Consider the following 21926-nt stretch of genomic DNA (forward strand, 5'->3'; position numbering starts at 1 on the left):
GATCGGGCCGACGTGCGGCGTGCAGGGCGCCGGGCCCAGGCAGTCGCGCGCGGTCCAGCCGGTGTAGGTGGGCTGGGTCCAGGACTGGCCGCCGGTGAAGGAGAAGTACAAGCCGGACACGCCGACGCCCTCGGTGAACGGGCAGGTGTTGGGCGCTCCGGCCGCGCAGGACTCGTCGTCGATCTCGTCGTTGGCGCCGGCCACGGCCACGTTCGGATGTGCCGGGTCGATGGCGACCGCCGGTTCGTTCTGCTTGTTCTGCGAGAACGGGGTGACCGGGCTGCCGACCGAGACGAGGGTGTCCGCCGGTGGTGCGGCCACCGCGACGGCGGCGCCGGTGAATGTCGCCATTGCGGTTGCGGTGATCAGCAGAAGGACTCTGGGATGTGCCATGTCGAGTTGACCTCCCCGTGGACAAAGATGCCCGGCATCCCGTCGGCACGGGGCCGGATGCCCATGAGGGTTGACCTCTTCGCCGGGCTTGGCAAGAGCCGGGCGGGGTAGTTTCCGGGCTGGCGGCGGCGCTACCGGCCTGCGGGTCGCCACGCGGTGGATTTCACTACCCGGTGCGTCCGGGCCATTACGCACCGCTGCCGAAAACGGTCATCAGCTGGTCGCCGGGTACGGATATCACCGATGTCCCCGGAACCGACCCTGACCACGGCCCGCGCGGTACCGGGGTAGTTCTCAGGGCCGTCCCTGATCCGCCGGCCCCGCGTGGCGGCGAGGATTTCGGCCATGATCACTATCGATGCCCTCACCAAGCGCTACGGCGGCTACACCGCCGTCGACGACATCAGCTTCACTGCGCGTCCCGGCCGGGTGACCGGCTTCCTCGGGCCGAACGGCGCCGGCAAGTCGACCACCATGCGGATCGTGGTCGGCCTCACCCCGCCGACCGCGGGCCGGGCCACCATCGCCGGGCGCCGGTTCGCAGACCTGCCCAACCCCGGCCTGCAGGTCGGCGTGCTGCTGGATGCGTCCGCCCAGCATGCCGGCCGCACCGGGCGCGAGATCCTCACCATCGCCCAGCGCACGATGGGCCTGCCTGCCGGCCGGGTGCGCGACATGCTCGAGCTGGTCAGCCTCACCGTTGCCGAAGCCGACCGCCGGGTCGGAAACTACTCGCTCGGCATGCGGCAGCGGCTGGGCATCGCCGTCGCCCTGATCGGCGACCCCGAGGTGCTGGTCCTGGACGAGCCGGCCAACGGCCTGGACCCGGCCGGCATCCGCTGGATGCGCGACCTGCTACGCGGCTACGCCGACCGGGGCGGCACCGTGCTGCTCTCCTCGCACCTGCTGCACGAGATCGAGGTGATCGCCGACGACATCGTGGTGATCGGCAACGGCCGGATCGTCTCGCAGGGCACCAAGACCGAGCTGCTGCAGGCGGCCGGCACCGTCGTGCGTGCCGCGGACCTCGACGGCCTGGCGCGGGCGCTGGGCGGGTCGGGATGGACCGTGAGCCGGTCACCGGACGGTGCGCTGCGTACCGATGCCGATCCGGTGCTGATCGGAGAGCTGGCGCTGCGGGCCGGCATCGCCCTCACCGAGCTGCGGGCCGCCGACGGTGCCGGCCTGGAAGAGATGTTCCTGCAACTGACTGCCGAAACCCAACGAGAAGGAGCAGCGGCATGACCGCCGTCCAGACTGAGCTCGCCGTGGTACAGCCCCGGACCGAACGGCGGGCGGCCGCGTCGCCGGTGCCGCTGACGCGGGTGGTCCAGGTCGAGCTGCGCAAGATGTTCGACACCCGCTCGGGATTCTGGTTGATGGCCAGCATCGGCATCGCGGCGCTGCTGGCGACCACCGCGGTGATCCTGTTCGCCCCGGACAGCGAGCTCACCTACGACAACTTCGGCGCGGCGATCGGTGCGCCGATGGCGGTCATCCTGCCCATGGTGGCGATCCTGTCGGTCACCAGCGAGTGGAGCCAGCGCAGCGGGCTGACCACCTTCACCCTGGTGCCGCACCGCGGCCGGGTGATCGGTGCCAAGGCGATCGCCTCGGTGCTGGTGGCAGTGGTCTCGATGCTGTTCGCCTTCGGGATCGGTGCGGTCGGCAACGTGGTGGGCACCGCGATCACCGGTACCCCGGTGGTGTGGAACGTCTCGTTCGCGCAGGCGCTGTGCATCGTGCTGGGCAACGTCCTGGGCCTGCTGACCGGCTTCATGCTCGGGGTGCTGATCCGCAACTCGGCCGGAGCGATCGTCGGCTACTTCGTGTACTCGCTGGTGCTGCCGCCGCTGTTCGCGGTGCTGGCCGCCAGCCAGCAGTGGTTCGACGACCTGCGCCCGTGGGTGGACGTCAGCTACGCACAGGGCTTCCTGTTCACCGGCTCGCCGACCGGCGAGCAGTGGACCCAGATCGGCGTCACCGGCCTGTGCTGGTTGATCATCCCGCTGGTGGTGGGGCTGCGGCTGGTGATGCGGTCCGAGGTCAAGTAGGCATCCGGGGCTGCTGGCGAGGCATCGCCGCGGGCGGTTCTGGTCGGGAAAACCCGGCCGGGACCGCCCGTACCCGTGCCGGCACGAGAACTGGCTCTCGCCAAGGGACCGGCAGCGGAGGCAGCGGGCCTTGACACCATTAGGGTTATTTGCCAGATTAACCCTATAAGTTCCAAAAAAGGTTGCGCAGTAGCCGGCGACCGGCAGGGGAGCCGCTCGGCTCGCCGGCACGGTCGGACTACCGGGTCGAGGGGGTTCCTGGATGGCCATGGATCTGTCGTTCCTGGTCACCGACCGGAACTACTACGAACCATGGGACACCGCTGATCCCGGTCAGCGCTTCCAGGTGCACTCCATGCCATCGGAGTGGCGGCGCCGCGACTCGGGCCCGTGGACCCACTGGGCCCCGACCGGCTCGGTGCTGCCCGACCAGGGCTGGAAGGTGCACGTGTCCAGTTCCCTGGACAATGCCCAGTCGGTGCTGGCGGTGGTGTCGGCGGTCTGCGCCGAGCTGCGGGTGCCGTTCAAGCACCTGGCCGGTCGCCGGATGTTCCTGCTGATGCACGACAAGCACGCCGCCCGGGTTCAGGCGGGCAAGTTCTGCACGCTCTACCCGGCCGACCAGCAGGCTGCGCTGGCCGCGATGCAGCGGTTGGAGGCGGATCTGGCCGGCGTCAGCGGGCCATTCGTGCTCACCGACCGGCGGTTCGGCTCCAGCGAATGCGTGTCCTACCGCTACGGGGCCTTCCGAACCCGCACCCGGGTCGATGCCGAGGGCGCCGAGGTGGCCACCATGACCGGCCCGGACGGCCAGGAGACGGAGGACCCGCGCCTTCCGGAATTCCGCCTGCCGGCCGGCGTGCCCGATCCGTTCCGGCAGGAGACCACTACCACCAGCCCCGGCGGACCGGTGACCCTGCACGGATACGCCTTCGAGTCGGTGATCCAGCACAGCAACGCCGGCGGCGCCTACCGGTTCCGCTCTCCGGAGGGCGAGCAGCTGTTCGTCAAGGAGGCGCGGGCGCACAACGGGTACACGCCGGACGGCGCCGATGCCAAGTCGCGGTTGACCGCCGAGTACCTGGCGCTGCGCGCGATCTCTTCCCAGGAGCCGGGACTGTGCCCACGGCCGGTGGAGATGTTCCACCACTGGGAACACAGCTACCTCGTCATGGAAATGGTGCCCGGCGACTCGCTGTACCGCTGGATGGTGTCCCACAGCTCCCTGCTCGACACCCAGACCACCGAGCAGGCGGTGGCCGAGTACTACCGGCGTGCGCTGGCCCTGCTCGACCAGCTGGACAGCCAGCTGCGCCGGTTGCACGAGCTCGGGTTCGTCTTCGTCGATCTCAGCCCGAACAACGTGCTGGTCGACGCCGACGACCAGGTCAGGCTGATCGACTTCGAGGCGGTCCAGCCGATCGACGACGTGCGCCGGATCATGGGGACGCCCGGCTACCTGCATCCGGAGCCGCGGGCAGTGGCCGACCGCGATCCACGCGAGCTGGACCGGTACGGCCTCGCGGCGCTGGCGCTGCTGTTGCTGTTTCCCCTTCAGGATGCGGCAGAACGGCATCCGGCCGTGCTGGAGCACCTGCGCGCCGATCTGGTCGAGATTGCGCCGCTGCCACCGCGGCTGTGGCAGTGGGCGACCACCTACTACCGGCCGACGGAGAGCTCGGTGTTGCCCACGCCGGAGGCGGTTCGCCGCAACCCCGTCGCGGCTCTGCGCTGGCTGGCCGACCGCACGGCGGACTGGCTGGAGGCGGTTGCCCGGCCGGACCACCCGGCCCGGGTGTATCCGACCAACCCGCTGGGGTACAACACCGACACCCGGGCACTGGCCGCGGGCACCGCGGGCGTGCTGTACGCGCTGCACCGGGCGGGCCGGGGATGCGACCCGGCGGTGGTGCGCAGGCTGCGGACCGAGGCGCTCGCCGCGGCCGGGACCAGCGCGCCGGGCCTGCTGTACGGAAGCGCGGGAATTGCCGGCGTGCTGGCCGAGCTGGGCGAGGTGGACGCGGCCGAGACGCTGCTCACCGCCGCGGCCGCCCACCCGCTCAACCGCACCTCGGCGACTCTCGGCGGCGGTGCGGCCGGCACCGCGTTCGGCCTGCTGGCCCACCACCGCCGGACGGGTGAGCAGCGCTGGCTGGATCTGGCCGGGCAGCTGCTGGACGGCCTTCCGGAGCCTGATGAGCTGAACGCCCAGCTGAGTTCCACCAAGCGTTCGGGGCTGGTCGGCGGCCGGACCGGCGTGGCGCTCGTCCTGTACCAGATGTATCGCTGTACCGGGGAGCGGGCGTTGTTCAGCCGCGGCCTGCGGTTGCTGGAGGAGGAGCTGGCCTACGCCGAGCCACTGCCGGTGGACGGCCTGGGCTTTCGCGCAGCTCCGAAGGATCGCCGGGTCTATCCGTACCTGTTCGCCGGCAGCGCGGGATACGCCGTGGTGCTGTCCCGGTACCTGGCACACCGGCCGGACGCCGAGTTCGCCGGTGGCGCCGTCGCGGCCGAGGTGCTGGAGCAGTGCCTGCGCGCCTGCGCGGTGCGGTTCGCCGCGCTGGCCGGCCTGTTCCCGGGACTGGCCGGGCTCGCCGTGGCACTGGCCGACGTGGGCGACCGGCTGAACCGGCCCGAGCTGGGCGAGGCAGCCCTGGTGAACGCTCGTGGGCTGTTCCGCTACGCCATTCCGCGGCCGGAGGGCGTGGGCTGGCTGGGTGAGCCCGGACAACGGCTGTCCGCCGACCTCTGGTCCGGTGCGGCCGGTGTCCTGCTGGCGCTGAGCCGGCTGACCAATGCCGGTCACGGCCCCGCCCAGTTGATCGTGCCGACCGACCTTGTCTCGTCACTACCGGAGGAAAGGAGGGATCACCATGGAAGAAGTCCTGCGTTTGCAGACTGAAGAGGCCGAATTCGACCCGTTCGCCTGCGGCATTCGCACCGGCAGCAGCAGCGGCAGCGTCTGCCAGTGATGCCAGCGGCCTGCCGGGCACGGCCTGTTCCGCGTGCCCGGCAGGCGCCACACCCACCCCCGCGCCACACCATCCCCGCCGCAGTACGCTGCCCCGTTGGCGGGCAACGAGCTGGTCGGTGACCTGCAGCTGGCCACGGTGGTGCTCAACGTCCAGGACATGGCCCGAGCGGTCCGGTTCTGGACCGCGGCGCTCGGCTACCAGCCGCGCGACCTCGGTGCCACCCGCGCGCAGGACTGGCCCTACCCCGACGATGCCGACTTCGTGGTGCTCCGCGACCCGGACGGCAACGAGTTCTGCGTCATCGACCACGCCTGAGCGTCCGGGCCGGCAAGGAACGACTTCCCCCGACCTCACCGCCGACCGATCACCGAATCGGATCGGCGCTGGACCAGCAGCGGCACCACCTCCGCACGCAGGGCGCGCGGAGAACCCAGCCAACTGCGCTCGACGGCTGCCCTGCGGTAGAACAGCTGGCTGTCGGCCCCTTCGGTCATTCCGTAGGCACCGTGCACCTGCATGGTGGCCGACATCGTGGTCCGGCTGAGGTCGGCCGCCATCGCCAGGGCCTGCGCCGCCCGCAACCGGATGTCGATGCCCTGGTCGGCCTCCCAGGCGGTCGCCCGCACCAGCCAGCAGGCACCCTCGATGCGGGTGGCGGCAGCGGCAAGCGGAAACGCGAGCGCCTGGAACCGTCCGATCGGCTGGCCGAACTGGCGCCGAGTGGTGGCCCGCCGCACGGCAAGTGCCAACGCCGCTTGGCACATGCCCACCAGGTACGCCGACTGCCTGAGCCGGGCGGCGGCAAGCACCCGTGGCCATGCCGCGCCGAACCCGGCCGGTGCGGCCAGCACCGGGGTCCGGTCCAGTGCCACGTCGTACCACTCGCCGCGGCCGGTGTCCTGCTGCCGCCGCAGCGACACCGTCGGATGCTCGCGTGCCGTCACCGCACAGATCGGCTGGCCTTGTCCGGTGCCGATCAGGCACAGGTACTCGGCATCCGCGGCGTAGTTGACGAAACGCCGCCGGGCGGTCAGCTGGCCGCCGACGAGCTCCACCGGTCCGGGCACGGCCGGCGTGTCCGAACCGGACTCCCGCACCGCCAGAGCCACCGGCGCGCCCTCACCGATCCGTTCCAGCAGCTTGCCGTTCGTCCCGTCGGCCAGCACCGCCTCGGTCGCGGTCATCGTGTCCAGCAGCGGGCCCTGGTAGAGAACGCCGCCCAGCAGTTCGGCGAGCGCCACCGCGCCCTGCTGGCCGGCTGCCTCGCCGCCGTGCCGTTCCGGCAGCAACAGCCGGGTGGCGCCCAGATCGGTGAGTGCGCCCCACACCAGCTGCCGCAACTGCTCGATCTCCGCCGGAGTTCCGGCGCGCGGCTGCTCACCCATCCTGCGGATGCTCGACGTCAGCTCCTCGTCGTCGAACAGCGGCGCGAACCGTGCCTGCACCGCCAACTGCGCCGCGCTGAGCCTGATCTCCATACAGACTTCCTCCTAGTCGGGTGATCCCGGCGACGGCCTGGGCAGCTCAGCCGAGCAGGCCGAGCCCGGCACTGGCAATGAGCGAGAGCATCACTTCCGAGGTGCCCGAGGCGAGCGTCAATCCCGGTGCGTCCCGAAAGGCCGACTCCAGCAGCCATCCCGGTGCGGCCTCGGCGTCCCGGGCCGACAGCAGCGCGGTCAGCCCGCAGATCTCCGGACCCAGTTCGGAGATCCGCTTCGCCGTCTCGGTGGTGTGCCACTTGGCCATGCCGCACCGCACGTCGTCCAGGTCGCCGTCGAGCATGTCGCCCAAGGCATGCCAGGCCAGCAGCTGGCCCGCCCAGACCTCGGCGTCCAGTTCGACGAGCAGCTCGCCGTACTCGCTGCCCTCGACCGAGCCGGTCCGCTCCGTCTCGTCCAGCACCGCATCGAGCAGCCGTCTGGCCTTGGCCTCGAACTCGATACCGGTGCGTTCGATCCCCAACAGGTCGTGCAACACCTGCCAGCCGTCGTCCACCTCGCCCAACACGTCTTCCGCGGTCAGCCGAATGCCGGACAGCACCACCTGGTTGAACCGCTCGTCGCTCATGCTCCACAGCGGCTCGACCCGCACGCCGGGCGCCCGCATCGGCACGATGAACACCGTGATGCCGTGGAACCGAACCTCCGACTCGGTGGTCCGCGCGGCGCACAGGGCCAGGTCGGCGAACTGCGACTTGAGGCTGTAGACCTTGCGGCCGTGCAGCCGCCAGCCATCGCCGTCCGGCTCGGCCCGGGTGCTCAGGCCGCCGAGATCGGAGCCGATCTCGGGTTCGGTGAGCAACACGCATCCGGCACCCTCGCCGGCCGCTATCCGCGGCAGCCACCGTCGCTTCTGCGCCTCGGTGCCCAGCCGCTGGATGGCCAGGCCGACGATGTCCACCGACAGGGTGTGCACCACGTCGGGAATGCCGTGCACGATCATCTGCTCGGTCAGGATCGCCTTCTCCACCACGCTGCTGCCCAACCCGCCGTGTTCGGCAGGCCAGTTGATCGCCAACCAGCCCCGCTCCGCCAGCCGGCGGTAGACCTCCAGCAGGCCCGGCTCCTGGTCGGCCGGCAACCGGCGGGCCCGCGCCACCTCCTCGCGCACCGATTCCTCACACAGCAGTGCGCACACGGCACGGCGGAACGACTCCTGCTCAGGGGTGAGTTCTAGGTTCACCGGTCCTCCTCATCCCGACATTGCGCGGTGGGCGTGGCGGTCGCAGGACCGCAGCAACAGCTGGTTGAGCACCGCGGCCACCAGGCCGAGGTGCGGTGGCTGCAACATCGTGTAGTGGTTGCCGGGCACGTGGTGCACGATCAACGGGCCACCGACCGCTTGCCAGCGCGGGATCGGATCGACGGCTCCGCGCGCTGCCACCAGCAGTTCGGTCGGGCAGTCGAGCGGAGTGGGCCGATGCTGCAGGAACGCGCGCGCGAGTTCGCCGAACACCTCGAACCGGGTGGCGACGGACGCCTGGTCCGCCTCGTCGATGGTTCCCTGCGCGACCAGGTCGGCGATCGCCCGGGCCAGCTGCTCGGACTCCGGAAGGTCTCGCAGCAGCTGGGTATCCAGCATCGGCATGCGACCACCCTGGATACCCGCCAGGTCGCGCAGGAACCAGCCGAGCAACCCGGCGCGGTCCGGCACCTGGCTGCCGGGCTCGCTCGGCACCGCGTCCAGCAGTGCCAGCAACCCAACGTCCTCACCGGCCGAGCGCAGGTTCACCGCCAGCTGCTGGGCGATGACCCCGCCGACCGACCAGCCGGCCAGCCGGTACGGGCCGTGCGGCTGCACCGCGCGCACCTCGGCCAGGTACTGCGCCGCAATGCTCGCGATGGTGCTCCCCGGCCGGACACTCGACGCCTCGAAGGCATAGATGGGCTGGGCCGGGCTCAGCAACCCCACCAATGGCAGGTAACTGGCGGCCGACCCGCCGATGGCATGCACCAGGAACAACGGCGGCCGGTAGCCGCCGGTACGCAGCGGCAGCAGGGCGGACTGACCGGCGGTGGGCGTCGATGACCGGTCCGCGGCCCGCTCGTCGATCAGGCTCGCCATCGCGTCCAGGGTCGGTGCCAGGTACAGGTCCCGAACGGTGACCTGGACGCCGCACCGCTCCTGGATCGCCGTGGTCAGCCTGGCCAGCGCGAGCGAGCTGCCGCCCAGGGTGAAGAAGTTGTCGTGCGGTTGCAGCGGGGTGGCCGGTGTCAACAGCTCGGTCCAGACGGCGGTGAGCGCCGGCAGCGTGGCGCTGCCGGGAGCCGGTTGCCGGGGCCGGTCGAGCGCTGGCGCCGCGGCGGTGCCCGTCCGGAACGGCCCGTCCACCAGCTTGCGTGAGGTCTCGTCCAGCATCAGCAGCTGCTCCAGTGGCCGGGACGAATCGGCCACCAGTTCGGCGAGCGCTGCCGTGAAGTGCGACAGCAGCCGTTCGATCCGCTCCGCCTCGAAGAGCTCGGTGGAGTACTCCGCCCAGACCGACATGGTGCCGTCGGCCTGCGGAGCGACCTGCACGGCCAGGTCGAAGCGAGAGGCGCTGGTCGTCAGCCCGACGGGGGTCGCGGACAGGTCAGCGAGCCGCAGCTCGGCTCCGATCGCGGCCGGCAGCAGCGACAGCGAGATCTGGAACAGCGGATTCTGCCCCGGGACCCGAGGTGGTCGAAGGGTGTCGACGAGCAGGGTGAACGGGGTGTCCTGGTGCTGCAGGGCGGCCAGGATGGTGGCGTGGCAGTGCTGGATGTGGCTGGTGACGCTGGCCTGGCCGGAGATCCGGGTGCGGAGCACGACAGTGTTGGCGAAGTAGCCGACCAACGGCTCGAGCTCGGTGCGGGTGCGGCCGGAGAAGATCGAGCCGACCGGCAGATCGGCCTGGCCGGTGTAGCGGTGCAGCACGGCTGTGAACCCGGCCAGCAGCACCGCCAGCGGGCTGACCCGCAACCGGCCTGCCAGTGCGGTCAGGCCGGTCGCGGTGACCTGGTCGATGCTGCTGCCCAGCCCGGCCCCGGCTCCGGTCGGCACCGCTGGCCGGAGTCGGTCGGCGGGCAGTCGCAGGGTGGGCAGCCCGGCCAGCGCCTCGGTCCAGTAGCTCAGCCCGGCATTGAGCTGATCCCGGTGCTGGCGCTGCCACATCGCGTGATCGGCCGGTTGCACCGCCAGAACCGGCAGCTCCACCGGTCCGTTGCCGGCCTTGGCCTGCCGGTAGGCCGCGCCCAGATCCGCGCTCAGAATGCCTACCGACCAACCGTCGGTGAGGATGTGATGGCAGTTGAGCACCAGTACGTGGTCCTCGTCGGACAGCCGGCCCAGCCACCACCGGAAACCCGGTTCGGCCAGCAGCCGGAACGGCCGGCGCACCTGCTCGGCCACCGACCGCTGCCACCCCGCCTGCGGCAGGTCGGCCACCGGCACGTCCACCTCCGTCGGTGGCGGGTCGATCAGCTGCCACGGCTGGCCGTTTTCGATCACGAACCGGGTTCGCAACCCCTCGTGCCGGAGCAGCACCGCCCGTACCGCCGCGGCCAGTGCGGCCCGGTCCAGCCGGCCCCGCAACCGCAGCACCAACGGCAGGTGATACGTCGCTGACTCCGGATCCCACTGGTACAGGAACCACAGGCCCAGCTGCTGCCAGGACAGCGGCAACAACCCGTCCCGGCCCACCGCCACCACCCCGCCCGCCAGCTCCGCCCGCCGGCGGCGGATGAGCAGGTCGCGCAGCTCCTGCCGCCGGTCCTGGGTCGAAGCCAGGTCGGCGGTCATTCGCCGCCGCCGCTGGGCAGGCCTGGTGCGGTGCGTTCGGCGGAGTCGCCGAATTCCTCGGCGAGCATCCGCTCGATCTCCTCGTCCGACATGGTGTCGAGCTGGTCGTCGATGCTCTGCAACTCGGCGTCGTCGAGTGCCTGCGTCGTGGCCAGCCGGTCGACCTCGGCAGCCAGGTCGCCGAGCACCGGGGACAGGAACACCTGCTTGACCGCGATCTCGACGCCGAACGCTTCGCGAATCCGGGAGATCAGCTGCATCACCAGCAGCGAACTGCCGCCGAGCTGGAAGAAGTTGTGGTCCTGGCGCGGCGGCACCGCGGGCCGCAGCAACGTGGTCCAGATGCCGGCGAGGGTGCGCTCGGTGACGGTCGGCACGGTGACCGGGGCCGGCTCAGGCGCCGGGAGCCGGCTGCGGTCGAGCTTGCCGCTGGTGTTGAGCGGAAGCCTGTCCAGGACGGTGAGGGTGGCCGGGATCATGTGTAGCGGCAGCAGATGGGACAGGTGGGTACGCAGGTCCGCGTCACTCGGTGCCGGTGCCACGGCGGTGAGGTAGCCGGCCAGGAACGGCGGCCGGCCGTTGCCGGGATCGATCAGGCGCACCGCGGCTGCGGTGACCGCGGGGTGCCGGGTCAGCGCGTGCTCGATCTCGCCGAGCTCGATGCGCTGGCCGTTCAGCTTGACCTGGTGGTCAGTGCGGCCGTGGTATTCCAGGGTTCCGTCCGGGCGCCAGCGAGCCAGGTCGCCGGAGTCGTACATCCGGCCGCCGGGCTCGCCGAACGGGCACGGCACGAATCGCTCGGCGGTCAGTCCCGGCCGGCCCAGGTAGCCGGTGGCCAATCCCACTCCGGCCAGGAACAGCCGTCCGGTGACCCCGACCGGAGCCAGCCGGTCGAGGTGATCCAGCACGTAGGCCCGCATGTTCGTGATCGGACGGCCGATCACCACGGTCGGGCCGTCGGCGGCCGAGCAGGTCCAGGCGGTCACGTCGATGCTGGCCTCGGTGGGTCCGTACAGGTTGTGCAGCCGACCGGTGGGCAACCGGCCCAGCGCCCGGTCCCGGAGGTCGGCCGGCAATGCCTCGCCGGAGCAGAACAGGTGCCGCAACGCCGGCAGCTGCGCCTCCGGCTGATCCAGGAACGCCCGCAACATCGAGGGTACGAAGTGGCAGACAGTGATCTGCTGCTCGGCCAGCACGCCGGCCAGGTAGCCCGGATCCCGATGACCGCCGGGGGCAGCCAGCACCAGCCGGGCGCCGGTCAGCAGCGGCCACCAGAACTCCCAGACCGAGACGTCGAACGTGTACGGAGTCTTCTGCAGTACCCGGTCGGTCGCGTCGATCGAGTACTTCGCCTGCATCCAGCCCAGCCGGTTGAGCAACCCGGCATGGTTGCACAGCACCCCCTTCGGAGTGCCGGTGGAGCCGGATGTGTAGATCAGATAAGCCGGATCCCGGCCGTCGACGGTCGGCAACCGGTCTTCGCCGGGCACCGGGAGGTAGTCCTCGGGCGCACCCTGCGCCGGGTCGCCGGTGTGTGGCTGCTCGGCCGCCGGCAGCTCCATCCGGCCGATCCCGGCCGGCGGTTGCAGGCCGACGCCGGGCTGGGCGAGCAGCAGCACCGCACCGGCATCGGCCAGTTGGAACTGCGACCGGGCCGGCGGCTGGTCAGGATCGAGCGGCAGGTAGACCGCACCGGCCTTCAGCACCGCAAGCATGCCGATCACCAGTTCCAGGGAGCGGTATCCGCATATGCCGACCACCTGGCCGCGGCGCACGCCGGCATCGGCCAGCCGCAGTGCCAGCCGGCCGGCCTGCGCGTCCAGCTGGGCATAGCTCAGCCAGGACCCGGCGTACCACACCGCGCACCGGCCGGCCGCCGACCGGGCGGTGGCGGCCATCAGCCCGACCACCGAATCGCCCGCGAAGGCCACCGGTGGCATGTCGGCGGGCTGGTTGAAGCCGGTGGCGACCAGTTCGCGTTCGGCGTCGGGCAGCAGCTCCAGCGCGGCCAGCGGCTGCTCGGGGTCGGCGACCATGGCGGCCAGCACCGTTCGGAAGTGCTCGGTCAGCGCCCGTATCCGGGTCTGGTCGAACAGCTCGGTGGAGTACTCGACGAACAGCCGCAACGAGCCGTCCGGTTGCGGGATGACCTCGCACCGCAGGTCGAACCGGGCCCCGCCGCGCAGGCTGAGCGGGACCGGCTCCGACCGGATGCCGGCCATCGCCAACCCGCCGCCGGAGCCGGACAGCTGGGCCGGAACCAGCGACAGCGAGGTCTGGAACAGCGGGTTCCGGCCGGGCACCCGCTCCGGCTTCACCGTGTCGACGATCAGCGGGAACGGGATGTCCTGGTGCTGCATGGCCGTCAAGATGGTGTCCGAACAGCGCCGGATATGGCTGCTCACCGTCGGATCGCCGTCCAGCCGGGTGCGCAGTACCACGGTGCTGGTGAAGAAACTGACCATCGGCTCGAGCTCGGTGCGGGTGCGGCCGGAGAAGACCGAGCCGATCGGCAGGTCGTCCTGGCCGGTGTAGCGGTGCAGCACGGTGCTGTAACCGGCCAGCAGCACCGCCAGCGGGCTGACCCGGAGCCGGCCGGCCAGCTCACTTACGCCGGCGGCGACGGCCGGTTCCACCACCGCGTTCCACCCGGCGCCGGCCCCGGTGGGAGCCGCCGGCCGGGGCCGGTCGGTGGGCAGCGCGATGGTCGGCAGGTCGGCCAGTTGCTCGGCCCAGAAAGCCAATCCGGCATCGAGCCGGTCGCGGTGCGCGCGCTGCCAGTGTGCGTAGTCGGCCGGCTGGACGGCCAGCCGCGGCAGCTCGCCCGACTCGCCGCGGACGAGAGCACGGTAAGCCTCGCCGAGGTCGGCGGCCACGATGCCGAGCGACCAGCCGTCGCTGACGATGTGATGGAAGCTGAGGATCAGGACGTGGTCGTCGTCGGCCAGCCGGCCCAGGCAGTAACGGAAGCCCGGCTCGTCCAGCAGCCGGAACGGCCGGCTGATCTCGTCGGCCACCATGTCCTGCCAGCCGGTCGCGGGCAGGTCGAACACCGGCACCGCCAGGTCGGCCGGCGGCGGGTCGATCAGCTGCCACGGCTGGCCGTCGCTGACCGCCACCCGGGTCCGCAGGCCCTCGTGCCGGACGAGCACCGCGCGCAACGCACCCGCCAGCGCGACCCGGTCCAGCTCGCCGCGCAACCGCAGCACCAGCGGCAGGTGGTAGGTCGGCGACTGCGGATCCCACTGGTACAGGAACCACAGACCCAGTTGCTGCCAGGACAGCGGCAGCAGTCCGTCCCGGCCCACCGGGAGCACGCCGTCGGCCGGTTCAGCGAGCCGTTGGCGGATCAACCGCTCCCGCAACTCCCGGGCACTCTGCTCTGGCTTGTCCGGCACGGCACACTCTTCCCTGCTACTCGTCGGCGCTCTCGGCGAGCAGCCGGGTGATCTCGCCCTCGGACATGCCGGCGATCTCGGCCTCCAGCTCCGACAGCTCCGCCTCGTCCAGGCCGGCACGCAGGGTCTCCTCGATCAGCGTGGCGAGCTGGTGCAACGTGGCATGGGTGAACAGCTCGCGCGGATCCAGCGTCAGGTAGAACACATCGCGAATCCGGGACAGCAACTGGGTGGCTTGCAGCGAGCTGCCACCGAGCCGGAAGAAGCTGTCCCGCCGGCCGATGCGTTCGATATCGACGTTCAGCAGGTCGCGCCAGATGCCGGCAACCATCCGCTCGGTCTCGGTGGCCGGCGGTACGTGAGCCGACCCGGGCGCCGCGGGCTCGGGCAACCGGTCCCGGTCCAGCTTTCCGTTCGCGTTCAACGGCAAGGTGTCCAGCACGGTGAACGTGGCGGGGACCATGTGCAGCGGCAGCTGGGTGGCCAGCTGCCCGAGCAGGGCGTCGGTGTCCAGCTCCGGTGCCGGACCGCCCGCCTGGTCGAGCACCAGGTAGGCATCCAGTCGCGGCCCGCCGGGTGCTGCCTCGCTCACCACCACGGCCGACTGCCGGATGCCGTCGAGGGATGCCAGCGCGTGCTCGATCTCGCCGAGCTCGATGCGCAGGCCCCGGATCTTGACCTGCCGGTCCGCCCGGCCGACGAACTGCAGCTGGCCGTCGGACCGCCAGGCCACCACGTCGCCGGTGGCGTACATCCGCTCGCCCGGTTCGCCGTACGGGCACGGCAGGAACCGCTCGGCGGTCAGGGCCGGCTGGCCGACGTAGCCGCGTGCCACGCCGACCCCGGCGACGTGGAGCTGGCCGGGAACGCCGATCGGCGCCAGGTTCCCGGCCGCGTCCAGGACGTAGCAACGGTAGTTGGCCATCGCACGCCCGATCGGCGGCGGCGTGGTCAGCGGCTCCACCGGGCACAGGTAGTCCGCGCAGGCCACCGTCGCCTCGGTGGGCCCGTAGCCGTTGTGGAACTCCCGGCGCGGCGTCCGCCACCGGTTGACCAGCTCTGCCGGAAAAGCCTCCAGCCCGACGAACAACGCCCGCAGGTCCGGCAGCGAGTCCGGGTCGAGCAGGCCCAGCACGGCCGGCGGGAGGTCGCAGACGGTGATCCGCTCCTGCCGCAGCAGCACGGCGAGCTGGTCCACGTCGTGCAGCACCGAGCGTGGTGCGCCGACCACCGTGGCCCCGTGCGCCAGTGCCGGGTAGATGTCGAAGATGCTGACGTCGAACGCCGGATTGGCGAACTGCAGTACCCGGTCGTCCGGAACGATCGAGAACAGCTGCTGGGCCGCGCCGATGAAGTTGACCACCGCTCGGTGTGGCACCAGCACGCCCTTGGGCGCACCGGTCGAGCCGGAGGTGTAGATCAGGTAGGCGGCATTGTCCGGGCGAGCGGCGCACACCGGTGCGACCGGAGCGAACCCGGCCAGCCGGCGTGCGACGTCCGGGTCGTCCAGCACGACCCGCGGCAGCTCGGGCGGCAGCACCGCGGCCAGCGACGAGTCGGTGATGACCACCGCCGCCCCGGCGTCGGAGAGCTGGAAGGCGATCCGGTTCGCCGGATGCATCGGATCCAGCGGAAGCCACGCGCCACCGGCCTTGAGCACCGCCAGCTGGGCGAGCGGGATCCGGGGGCCGCGGTCGAGCAGGATGGCCACCAGCTGCTCCGGCCCGACCCGGTGCTCGGCCTGCAGCAGCCGGGCCAGCTGGTTGGCCTGCGCGTCCAGCTCGGCATAGCTGACGTCCGCACCCTCGAACCGCACCGCGGTCCGTTCGGGCGTGCGTACCGCGGCCGCGGCGACCAGGTCGTGCAGGAGCAGCTCGCCGGTGCCGAGGTCGAGCGGCTCCGGGTTCCACTCGTGCGCCACCAGCCGCGACTCCGCCTCGGGAAGCAGCTGCAGCTGGCTGAGCCGGCGATCGGGGTCGGCGACGATAGCGGCCAGCACGGTCTCGTAGTGGTCGACCAGCCGGTCGATCCGGTCCTGGTCGAACAGCTCGGTGGAGTACTCGATCCGGACCGAGGCATCGCCGTTGGAGCTGGTGTTGACCTGGAAGGCCATGTCGAAGCGGGAGGTTCCCAGCTGCAACGGCAGCCGCGTCACCGTCACATCGCCGAAGCTGTACTCGTTGGCGAAGTCCTCGGTGAGCAGGGTGAAGCAGATCTGGAAGAGCGGGTTGCGGCCGGACACCCGTTCCGGCTTCAGCTCCTGCACCACGCTGCCGAACGGCACGTCCTGGTGGCCCATCGCACTGAGTACGGTGCTGCTGCAGCGCTTGATGAGCTCGCGGCCGGTCGGATCGCCGCCCAGGTCGGTGCGCAGCACCAGCGAGTTGGCGAAGAATCCGACCATGCCTTCCAGCTCCGACCTGGTCCGGCCGGAGAACACCGAGCCGATCACCATGTCGTTCTCGCCGGTATAGCGGAAGAGCACCGCGTAGAAGGCCGCGGTCAGCACCGACAGCACCGAGAGCACCGACTCGGCGGCCGCCAGTTGGCGGGCCGCTTCGATCAGCTCCGGCGCCAGTGGGCGGTCACAGAAGCTGCCCCGCCAGCTGGCCTGCTTGGCGCGCGGCCGGTCGGTCGGCAGGTCCAGGGTCGGCAGGTCGGCGAGCTGCTCCCGCCAGTAGGCGAGATGGTGGTTGCTGGCCTCGACACTGAGCTGTCGCTGCTGCCAGGCCGCGTAGTCGACCGGTTGCAGCTTCACCGGAGGCAGCTCGTCACCCCGGCCGGCATACAGCGCACCCAGCTCGCGGGTGATGATGCCGACCGACCAACCGTCGCTGATGATGTGGTGGCAGGTCAGCAGCAGCACATGGTCCTGCTCATCCAGCCGGGCCAGCCAACAGCGCAGCAACGGTCCGGTGCTGAGGTCGAACGGTCGGCGCACCTCCTGCTGGGCCAGCTCGATCGCCTCCGCCAGCCGGTCGGCGGCTGGCAGCGACGTCAGGTCGACCACCTCGAGCTGCGCCGGGGCCGGCGGGTCGATGACCTGGCACGGCAGCCCGTGTTCGGAGACGAACCTGGTCCGCAGGCTCTCGTGCCGCGCCACCAGCTCGGTCACCGCGTCGCGCAGCGCCTGCTCGTCCAGCTCGCCCTGCAACCTGCGGGCGGCCGGCATGTTGTACACCGGCAGATCCGGGGTGAGCTGGTTCAGGAACCACAGGTAGCGCTGCTGGTCGCTGACCGGCAGCAGCCCGTCCCGGGACACCGGCTCGATCCGGTCCTGCTCGGCCAGCCGGTTCTGCCGCTGCCGCAGCTTCCAGTTGATCAGCGCCTGCCGTGCGGTGGTAAGCGCCTCGGCCGTGGCGGGGGCTTCGGTCATCTGCTTGCCTTCCTCATGGTTCGGGTCCTCGACGTCAGCCGGTGGGCACGGCCGGTCGGTTCGGCAGGCCGGCGTCGGTAGCGTCCGGGCCGCCTGCCAGTGCGCCTTGGATGTGCGGCAACAGGTCGAGCACACTGCCGCCGGCGTAGATGTCGGCGAGCGGGATGTCGATGCCCAGCTCGCTGACGATCCGGGACCGCAGGCGCACCGCGGTCAGCGAGGTGCCGCCCAGCTCGAAGAAACTCTGGTCATCCCCGACGTCCTCGCTGACCTGGCAGGCCTCCAGCCAGATCTGCCTGAGCACCTCGCGCAGGTCGTCGAGCTCGATCGGGCGCTCCGTCTCGGCCGGCGTGCTGGCTTCGGTGCCGCCGGCAGCCCGGGTGCCACCCGGCTCCGCTCCGGCTGCCGGGATCGTGGCCTGGCCGGTGGCCGGGGTGCCCAGCCGGCTTGCCTGCTGGAGTTCTCCGACGGTCAGCGCCGCGCCGTCGGCATCGGCCAGCAGCGTCTGCAGGATGCTGCCGTAGTCGGCGCCCAGTCGCAGCATGGTGGTCTCGTCGAACAGCTCGCCGGCATACTCCAGGCTCAACGCGGCGGTGCCGTCCGCCCGCTCGGTGACCTGGAAGGACAGGTCGAAGCGGGAACCCGGGGGACTGATGGGCAGCTGCTCCACCTGCACGCCGTCGATGGCTAGCAGGGTGTTGGTGTAGCCGCGGTAGGCCAGCGTGAAGCAGACCTGGAACAGCGGATTGGTGCCGGGCACCCGTTCCGGAGCGACCGCGTTGACCACGTCGGCGAACGGGATGTCCTGGGTTTCCTGGGCATCCAGCAACACGTCGTGGCAGTGCCGGATGAGCTGGCCGACCGGCTGGTCGGCAGCCGTCCGGATGCGCAGCACCGCGGTGTTGGCGAAGTACCCGATCAGCGGTTCCAGCTCGGTACGGACCCGTCCGGACAGCACGCTGCCGACGGCGAGGTCGTACTGCCCGCTGCGCTGCTGCATCAGCACCGCGAAGGCGGCGAGCAGTACCGAGAACGGGGTGCGGCCGACCGCTCGGGCGAGCTCGTCGGCGCGGGCCAGCAGACCGGGCGGCAGCTCCACGACGGCCCGGCCCTCGATCGTGCCCACCACGGCCGGCCGGGGCCGGTCCAGCGGCAACCGCAGCGGCGGCATCCCGCTCAGCTTTTCCCGCCACTGTGCCAGCCGTCGCTGCACCCCGTCGGCCGACAGCCGGTTGCGCTGCCAGCGGTAGACGTCGCTCGGCTGGATGGCCAGGGGCGGTAGGTCCAGAACCCGGCCCTCGACCTCGGCACGGTAGCGCTCGTTGAGCTCGCCGACCACGAGCTGCATCGACCAGCCGTCGGCGACGATGTGGTGCAGGACGTAGCCGAGCAGATGATCCTGGCGATCCAGCCGGGCGAGAAAGACCCGCAGCAGTGGGGCGCACCGCAGATCCATCGGCTGCCGGCAGGAGTCGGCGACCAGTCGCAGCGCGCGCTGTTCCCGGTTCGGCTCCGGTACGTCGCTGACATCGAACTGTTCCAGCCAGATCGGGCCCGGTGCCGGCGCCACGTACATCCGCGGGGCCCCGTCCTGCTCGGCGAAGCTGGTGCGCAATGCCTCGTGCCGGTCGGTCAGTCCGGACAGTGCGCCGCGCAGCGAGGCGACGTCGAACGGCCCGCGCAACCGCATCACGGTGACCATGTTGTAGGCGGTGTTGGCGGGGTTGAGCTCGCTGGCCAGCCAGAGTCCCAGCTGTTGGCTGGACATCTCGGCCGGACCGCCCCACGGCTCGGCGGTGATCTGGTCGTCCTGCTGCAGGCGCCTGCGCCGCAGCTTCTCCAACAGCTCGGCGCGCCGCTGCGTGCTGGTAACAGGCACCGTGGTCATGTTCGCCCCTCGGGTTCGGCGGCGGCCACCGCCAGCTCCATGTCCACCGCCAGCTCGGCCAGCAACGCCTCGGGAGCGGACAAGAATGAGTAGTGCGCACCGGGCAACACGACGCGGCGGAAGCGCTCCGGTGCTGCGTATCGGCCCCAGCCGGTCAGCTGCTCGGGGGTGATCTCGGGGTCGTCGGACCAGCCGATCGCCGTGATCCGGCCGGGCAGCACCACTGGCCCGGGCACCCGGTACTGCCGGTACGCCTCGACGTCGCGGCGCAGCACGCCCAGCCCCAGGGTGAGCAGGTCCGGATCCGGGATGCCGCCCAGCGCGGCCACCAGCCCGGCCAGCTCGACGCGCAATTCGTCATCGGTCATCGACAGGAACCGGCTGTGCGGGCCGTGGTGCGGTGCCACCTGGGACGAGACGAACAGCGTCGCCGGTGTCGGCAGGCCGTCCAGCATCAGGCGCAGCGCCGTGGCGTACCCCGGCATGGCGCCGCTGCAATGGCCGAAGAAGCCGAACGGCCGGTCCAGGTACGGCAGCAGCTGCTCGATGAGCTGGTCTGCCAGCGCGTGGTAATCGCCGTAGTGCGGCTCATGCAGCCGGTTCTCCCGGCCGGGCAGCTGCAGCAGGCAGACCTCGGCCGGTCCGACCTGGGGCGGCCAGCCGGCGTACATGGACGCGCCCACGCCGGCGTAGGGAAAGCAGAAGATCCGGGCGGCGGCATCCTCGTCCGGCCGGCGCAGCAGCCAGCGGGTCGGCTTCCGACCGGTGGCTGTCGGCCGGTCGGACACCGGCGACGTCGAGGGCCGGGTCATCACGCGTCGATCGACTCGCGCAGGCTTCTCGGACGCATATCCGTCCACACCTGCTCGATCCGTTCCAGGCAGGCAGCTTTGCTTCCGCTGGTGCCCTCGGCTCGCCAGCCGGCCGGAATCTCCCGATCGGCAGGCCAGATCGAGTACTGCTCCTCGTGGTTGACGACGACGTGGTAGGACCGTTCCGGCTGGGTGGAGTCAGACACTGGAACCTCTTTCGGGCTCGGTACAGCCAACGAATTGCATGGTTTTGCTGGCTTCGCTGACTTTATGAGCGAATTCGACCGGCTACATCAACCGTCGCGCCGACCTGTTGTCAACGCGGCGATGACTACTGACCCGGGACGGTCAGGACTCTCGGGCCACGGCCTCGCCGGGCTCCGAAGCCGCGGCGGGCGCCTGCTCGACCAGCTGCCGGGCGTCCTTCGGATCGCGCAGCGTCCGGATCTGCCGGCGGACCATCGGGATGGCCGAGACGGCGAAGCCGATGGTGCCGACCGCGACGCCGGTGCGGCTGCCGGCCAGTTGGCCGATGACACCGCCGAGGGCGCTGCCGAACGGGATCACGCCATAGATCAGCGCCCGGTATCCCGCGCTGGTGCGGGCCAGCGTGCCGCGTGGCGCGCCGACCTGGCGCAGCGTCACCGAGAGCACGTTGGCATTGCCCAGCCCGGTGCCGCTGACCAGCTGGACGCAGGCCACCGCAGCGCCGAGGGCATAACCGTGGAACGGGAAGGTGGCCAGCAGCAGCGGCGCACCGCAGGACAGCATCAGCGCCGAGGCGAACGCCCGGCCGTAGCCCAGCCGGCGGGCCAGCCGGAGCGCCATCATGGTCCCGCAGAAGGCGCCCACGCCACCGGCGGACAGCGCCAGCCCGTAGCCACCCGGGCTGAGCTGCCGCTCCTTGACCAGCCACACCACCAGGTTCACGGTCAGGATCTGCCCGGACATGTTGAAGATGGCCGCGTGCGTGGTCAGTGCCCGCAGGATCGGATTGCCCAGGGTCTGCCTGACGCCCTCGAGAAGTCCGGCCCGCATGGTGGTGTCGACCTCCGGCGGTGGCTCCGGTTGGCGAGCCGCGGTCAGGCCGAACACGCTGGCCAGGTAGCTCACCGAGTCGACCACGATCGCCCCTGCCGGTCCGGCCACCTGCACCAGCAGGCCGGCGAAGCCCGGACCGGCCACCTGCGCGACGGTTGCCGAGCCCTGCAGCGCCTGGTTGGCGGCCGGCAGATCCTCCTCGTCCACCAGGCTCGGTACGTAGGCGAAGCTGCCCACCTCGAACGCCACGCTGGCCGAGCCGACCCCGAACGCCACCACGGCCAGCAACGGCAGCGACAGCCTGTCCAACGCCCAGGCCAGTGGGACCAGCGCCAGCAACGCCGCCCGCAGCAGATCGGCATAGACCATGATCCGGCGCCGGCGCCGGCTCTCCAGCCAGTTGCCGACGAACAGCGGCAGCAGCACGTTCGGCAGGAAGGACGCGGTGGCGATCACGCTCACCCCGCCGGCGCCGGTGCCGAGGGTGAGGGCCGCGACCAGCGGCAGGGCGATCGCGGTGACCCGGGTGCCCACCACCGAGATGGCCTGGCCGCCCCAGAACCAGCGGAAGTCGTGATGACGAAAGATCAGGCCACGTTGCTTGGCCACCGGACCTGCGATGCCGGTCGTCGAGGTTGCCACGGTCCGCTCCCTGCCCACCCTCGGCGCTGCCCCGGCCGCGGCCGGGAACGACCGGCCGACAGCCAGGCGCCGATGTGACGTTGATGGT

General features: G+C 71.1%; 14 protein-coding genes. 4 read left to right on the top strand and 10 right to left on the bottom strand.

Translation table 11 applies throughout. From position 1 onward, the window contains the following. Window positions 1–351, bottom strand: a 351-nt coding sequence (locus tag VLJ82_RS11425; RefSeq protein ID WP_408663475.1) for a hypothetical protein, incomplete at its 3' end; no start/stop codon positions are given. Window positions 352–738: 387 nt separating this feature from the next. On the opposite strand from VLJ82_RS11425, the gene VLJ82_RS11430 reads away from it, so the two are divergent. The 4 genes from VLJ82_RS11430 (at window position 739) to VLJ82_RS11445 (ending at window position 5737) form a co-directional block, all read left to right on the top strand. Further along, a complete protein-coding gene (locus VLJ82_RS11430; RefSeq protein ID WP_408663476.1) occupies window positions 739–1638 on the top strand; it encodes an ABC transporter ATP-binding protein in 900 nt (299 codons plus the stop codon). Continuing rightward, a complete protein-coding gene (locus VLJ82_RS11435; RefSeq protein ID WP_408663477.1) occupies window positions 1635–2447 on the top strand; it encodes an ABC transporter permease in 813 nt (270 codons plus the stop codon). The genes VLJ82_RS11430 and VLJ82_RS11435 overlap by 4 nt, the downstream gene beginning before the upstream one ends. A 262-nt stretch (window positions 2448–2709) precedes the next feature. Next, window positions 2710–5349 (top strand): class III lanthionine synthetase LanKC, encoded by a 2640-nt coding sequence (gene lanKC, locus VLJ82_RS11440; RefSeq protein WP_408663478.1) that lies wholly within the window; start codon window positions 2710–2712, stop codon window positions 5347–5349. A 229-nt stretch (window positions 5350–5578) separates the two neighbouring features. Continuing rightward, entirely contained in the window at window positions 5579–5737 is a 159-nt protein-coding gene (locus VLJ82_RS11445; RefSeq protein ID WP_408663528.1) for a VOC family protein, read from the top strand. A gap of 35 nt (window positions 5738–5772) precedes the next feature. Here VLJ82_RS11445 and VLJ82_RS11450 read toward each other — a convergent pair whose 3' ends face one another. The 9 genes from VLJ82_RS11450 to VLJ82_RS11490 form a co-directional block, all read right to left on the bottom strand. Beyond that, window positions 5773–6900 carry an acyl-CoA dehydrogenase family protein gene (locus tag VLJ82_RS11450; protein WP_408663479.1) on the bottom strand — a complete coding sequence of 376 codons (1128 nt, stop codon included), beginning with the start codon at window positions 6898–6900 and terminating at the stop codon, window positions 5773–5775. Window positions 6901–6946: 46 nt separating this feature from the next. Then, on the bottom strand, window positions 6947–8104 hold the full coding sequence (locus VLJ82_RS11455; protein WP_408663480.1) for an acyl-CoA dehydrogenase family protein: 1158 nt from the start codon (window positions 8102–8104) through the stop codon (window positions 6947–6949). Window positions 8105–8113: 9 nt separating this feature from the next. Continuing rightward, window positions 8114–10681: a condensation domain-containing protein gene (locus tag VLJ82_RS11460; RefSeq protein WP_408663481.1), complete on the bottom strand. Its 2568-nt coding sequence runs from the start codon at window positions 10679–10681 to the stop codon at window positions 8114–8116. Beyond that, window positions 10678–14079, bottom strand: coding sequence for a non-ribosomal peptide synthetase (locus VLJ82_RS11465; protein WP_408663482.1), 3402 nt, complete (start codon window positions 14077–14079; stop codon window positions 10678–10680). The genes VLJ82_RS11460 and VLJ82_RS11465 overlap by 4 nt, the downstream gene beginning before the upstream one ends. Window positions 14080–14095: 16 nt before the next feature. Continuing rightward, window positions 14096–17455 carry a non-ribosomal peptide synthetase gene (locus VLJ82_RS11470; protein WP_408663483.1) on the bottom strand — a complete coding sequence of 1120 codons (3360 nt, stop codon included), beginning with the start codon at window positions 17453–17455 and terminating at the stop codon, window positions 14096–14098. A gap of 34 nt (window positions 17456–17489) precedes the next feature. After that, the gene (locus VLJ82_RS11475) at window positions 17490–19343 is read right to left on the bottom strand and encodes a condensation domain-containing protein (RefSeq protein ID WP_408663484.1); all 1854 of its coding nucleotides are present in this window, start codon (window positions 19341–19343) and stop codon (window positions 17490–17492) included. Further along, window positions 19340–20155, bottom strand: coding sequence for a thioesterase II family protein (locus tag VLJ82_RS11480; RefSeq protein WP_408663485.1), 816 nt, complete (start codon window positions 20153–20155; stop codon window positions 19340–19342). Before VLJ82_RS11480 ends, VLJ82_RS11475 begins: the two co-directional genes overlap by 4 nt. Then, window positions 20155–20361, bottom strand: coding sequence for an MbtH family protein (locus tag VLJ82_RS11485; protein WP_408663486.1), 207 nt, complete (start codon window positions 20359–20361; stop codon window positions 20155–20157). Before VLJ82_RS11485 ends, VLJ82_RS11480 begins: the two co-directional genes overlap by 1 nt. A gap of 142 nt (window positions 20362–20503) precedes the next feature. After that, window positions 20504–21838 carry an MFS transporter gene (locus VLJ82_RS11490; RefSeq protein ID WP_408663487.1) on the bottom strand — a complete coding sequence of 445 codons (1335 nt, stop codon included), beginning with the start codon at window positions 21836–21838 and terminating at the stop codon, window positions 20504–20506. Between the last annotated feature and the right edge of the window lie 88 nt (window positions 21839–21926).

Source organism: Jatrophihabitans sp. (assembly GCF_035474675.1).
Taxonomy (GTDB): Bacteria; Actinomycetota; Actinomycetes; order Mycobacteriales; family Jatrophihabitantaceae; genus Jatrophihabitans_A.

What these genes read in the sequence shown, in the direction of transcription:
- VLJ82_RS11430 (WP_408663476.1), top strand. Translation starts at nt 739, where the DNA reads ATGATCACTATCGATGCCCTCACCAAGCGCTACGGCGGCTACACCGCC.
- VLJ82_RS11435 (WP_408663477.1), top strand. Translation starts at nt 1,635, where the DNA reads ATGACCGCCGTCCAGACTGAGCTCGCCGTGGTACAGCCCCGGACCGAA.
- lanKC (WP_408663478.1), top strand. Translation starts at nt 2,710, where the DNA reads ATGGCCATGGATCTGTCGTTCCTGGTCACCGACCGGAACTACTACGAA.
- VLJ82_RS11445 (WP_408663528.1), top strand. Translation starts at nt 5,579, where the DNA reads ATGGCCCGAGCGGTCCGGTTCTGGACCGCGGCGCTCGGCTACCAGCCG.
- VLJ82_RS11450 (WP_408663479.1), bottom strand. Translation starts at nt 6,900, where the DNA reads ATGGAGATCAGGCTCAGCGCGGCGCAGTTGGCGGTGCAGGCACGGTTC.
- VLJ82_RS11460 (WP_408663481.1), bottom strand. Translation starts at nt 10,681, where the DNA reads ATGACCGCCGACCTGGCTTCGACCCAGGACCGGCGGCAGGAGCTGCGC.
- VLJ82_RS11470 (WP_408663483.1), bottom strand. Translation starts at nt 17,455, where the DNA reads ATGACCGAAGCCCCCGCCACGGCCGAGGCGCTTACCACCGCACGGCAG.
- VLJ82_RS11475 (WP_408663484.1), bottom strand. Translation starts at nt 19,343, where the DNA reads ATGACCACGGTGCCTGTTACCAGCACGCAGCGGCGCGCCGAGCTGTTG.
- VLJ82_RS11480 (WP_408663485.1), bottom strand. Translation starts at nt 20,155, where the DNA reads ATGACCCGGCCCTCGACGTCGCCGGTGTCCGACCGGCCGACAGCCACC.